Annotated in this window: 2 protein-coding genes; both read left to right on the top strand. The window is 26.8% G+C overall.

The genetic code is table 11. The features are described from left to right. Positions 1 to 80: 80 nt before the first annotated feature. Positions 81 to 875, top strand: a complete 795-nt coding sequence (locus KGF50_RS20885) for an ATP-binding cassette domain-containing protein (protein ID WP_227849837.1) — start codon at positions 81 to 83, stop codon at positions 873 to 875. Further along, positions 876 to 2948 carry an ABC transporter permease subunit/CPBP intramembrane protease gene (locus tag KGF50_RS20880; RefSeq protein WP_227849836.1) on the top strand — a complete coding sequence of 691 codons (2073 nt, stop codon included), beginning with the start codon at positions 876 to 878 and terminating at the stop codon, positions 2946 to 2948. It begins immediately after the preceding gene. Positions 2949 to 3327 lie beyond the last annotated feature (379 nt).

Here is a 3327-nt window from a genome sequence, read left to right as displayed (position 1 = left end):
AAAACCTTAGGCGTCGTCGGGATCGTTAGATGTGGATAAGGGACAGTATATCTATAAATAAGAAAGGAGCAAGTTGATAAATGATAGAGGTAGATAAGTTATGTAAATCTTTTACAAGAGTTGTAAAAGATGATAAAAATAAAAGTTCGATAAAAAAATTAAAGAAAATAAAAACTAAAAAAGAAGACTTTCTTGCTGTAAATAATATTTCTTTTAGAGTTGAAGAAGGTGAGATAGTCGGAATATTAGGACCAAATGGTGCTGGAAAGACAACCTTACTTAGAATGCTAGGAGGAATATTAACACCGACATCAGGAAATATAAGTGTTTCTGGATATGATTATTCAGTTGATAGAAATTCAGCAAAAAAGGAAATAGGATATCTATCTGGAAATACAAAGCTGTATGGAAGACTTTCTCCTAGAGAGCTTTTAACAACTTTTGGAAGTTTATATGAAATGACAAAAGAAGAAATAGAAGGATCTATTGAGAATGTTGTAAAAGTAATGGACATGAATGAATTTATAGATAACAGAATTGAAAATCTATCAACTGGTCAGACGCAGAGAACATCTATAGCTCGTTGCTTAATACATTCACCAAAAGTATATATTTTTGATGAACCAACATTAGGTCTTGATGTTTTGAGTAGTGCATCTATAATAGACTTTATGAAAAATGAAAAGTTAATAGGAAAAACCGTACTTTATTCAACTCATTATATGGAAGAAGCAGAAATTTTATGTGATAAGATTTTAATGATTCATAATGGAAAAATAATTGCATCAGGAACACCACAAAGTTTAAAAGAAGAATCAGGTGTAAATAATTTGAGAGATGTGTTTATAAATCTTGCTAGAATGGAGGAGGTTTAGATGAGAAGTAAAATTGTAAAATACATATTCAAAAAAGAAATGTTAGACATATTAAGAGACAAAAAGACCTTATTTATGATGATTGTTATACCACTTCTTTTATATCCTTTGCTTATGCTACTGATGATTCAGGTAATGAATATGTCCGCAAATAGTATGAATAGTAAAGATATTAATATAGCTTTTGATAGTACACCCAATAAAGTACTTGTATCAATGATTGAAGAAGAGAATAATTTAGAGGGTGATACTGGGACTAATAAAGATACTACAAATGATAAAGGCAAGATAAAAATATTAAGTGTTGATAATTATAAGAAGTCTTTAGAAGAAAATAAAATTGATGCTTACATAAAAATAGAAGAAAAGCAATCATCTACGAGTTATAAAATATATGCGAATTCATCTCAGGAAAATTCCTCTAACTCTGTAAAAAGAATTGAAACTGTTTTAGATAAATACAAGAGATTTACTGTAGAAAATACTTTAGCTGAAAAAGGACTGGATGTACAAAGTACATTAGAACCTATAACATACAGTACTATAGATATTGCAAAAACAGAAGAAGTAGCAGGCTACTTTTTAGGGCAGATATTACCATTTATATTAATAATAGGAGTTTTACTTGGTTCAATATATCCAGCAATAGATGTTATGGCTGGAGAAAAGGAAAGAGGTACACTAGAAACTTTATTTACACTACCAATATCAAATTTAGAATTAGTCATGGGAAAATATATGGCTGTTTCCCTTAGTGCAATAGTAACAGCAATTTTAAATATTTTATCTATGGGCCTAACGATGGCATTTATTTTAGTTAGTGGAGGTCTTAGTAGCCAGCTTGGGTTTGGAAATTTTAATTATGGAGATTTAATTTTACCAATTGCTACTACTTTAATATGTGTATGTCTGTTTTCAATGGTAGTTGCAGCAATAAGTATGTGTGTATGTTCACTGGCAAAAAGCTTTAAAGATGCTCAAAACTATATAACTCCTCTTATGTTGGTTATTATGATACCATCTTATGTTTCTATGATACCAAATATAGTATTAGATAGAGTAACAGCTGTAATACCTGTGGTAAACATATCATTACTTATAAAAAGTGTATTGTCTTTTAAAAGTGATTTAAATCTAATAGCACTAGTTTTAACATCAAATATAGCTTTTGTTATCTTGGCAATTATACTTCTGTCTAAAATGTTTAATTCTGAAGAAATACTTTTTGGAAATAGTAAGAGTTTTTCTTTCTTGGAGAAAAGATGTAATATAAAAAAAGGGTCTATACCAACTGTGAGTGATGGGATTATTTTGTATGCAGTAGGATTAGTTCTTTTAATTTATGTTGGTTCTTTGGTTCAAATTAAATTTGGAACAGCAGGTATTGTGATGACACAAGTTATGATAATTGCCTTACCACTAATATTTGCATATTATATCAAAGCTGATTTTAGAGAAGTATTTAGTATAAAGATTCCAACATTAAAACATCTCTTAGGAGGAGTTGTTCTTTGGGTTGGAGGATACATCATTATTATGATTGTAACTCAGTTAATTTTATTTTTATTTCCTCAAAATATGGAAGTAGCTGAGAGTTTAAATAAAGCTCTTTTTATGAAGGATAAATTTTTATTGAATTTATTGATAATAGGATTATTACCAGCTATATGTGAAGAAATATTTTTTAGAGGTTTTATATTTTCTGCATTTAGTAAATCAAAAAATGGAGTTAAGTCTGTCAAGTTAGCGATAATCTGTAGTGGAGTATTGTTTGGTATTATGCATATGGATTTTATAAGAATAATTCCAACATCAATATTAGGAATCATATTTGCATACAGTGTATATAAGTCTGGCTCTATATTTGTATCAATGTTATTACATTTCCTAAATAATAGTGTAGCAGTTATAGTAAGTCATTATGCAACAGGAAATATAGCTAATTTATATAAGTTTATTGAGGTTGATTTTTCAAATTTAAATATGTTTAAATTTGTTTTAATTCTTGTAATAAGTTTTATATTAGTTATATTAGGAAAGAGACTTTTATATAGAAAAGATTTAAAAAATTAAATATAAATTTCTTAAATATATTGAGATAATAAATAACACTAAAATATATAAGTATAGCTTTATTTATATATACTTTAGTGTTATTTTATTTATTTCTTCATTATATAAACTCTTTATAAATTCATTTATATAATATTTCAATTATATAAATGAATTTATAAAGAGTTTTAATTTAAAAAATGACCTTAAAAAATTAAGCGAAAGTAACATATTAAAAAATTTAAATTAAATATTATTCAATTTAGTTAATTATGAAAATTAAGTGTTGATTTGTCGAAATGAATAGAAGAAGAAAAATAGAATAGAATTTCAAAGGTGAATATGTTGCAAATACTGTGTTTTAATAAAAAGTAGTCATTTCTTGTAAAATGGATAGTTT

The organism is Clostridioides sp. ZZV15-6598 (genome assembly GCF_020657705.1).
GTDB classification, from domain to species: Bacteria; Bacillota; Clostridia; order Peptostreptococcales; family Peptostreptococcaceae; genus Clostridioides; species Clostridioides difficile_F.
This window is presented reverse-complemented; position numbering and strand designations above follow the sequence as displayed.

Coding starts and splice junctions, on each gene's coding strand:
- KGF50_RS20885 (WP_227849837.1), top strand. CDS start 81: ATGATAGAGGTAGATAAGTTATGTAAATCTTTTACAAGAGTTGTAAAA.
- KGF50_RS20880 (WP_227849836.1), top strand. CDS start 876: ATGAGAAGTAAAATTGTAAAATACATATTCAAAAAAGAAATGTTAGAC.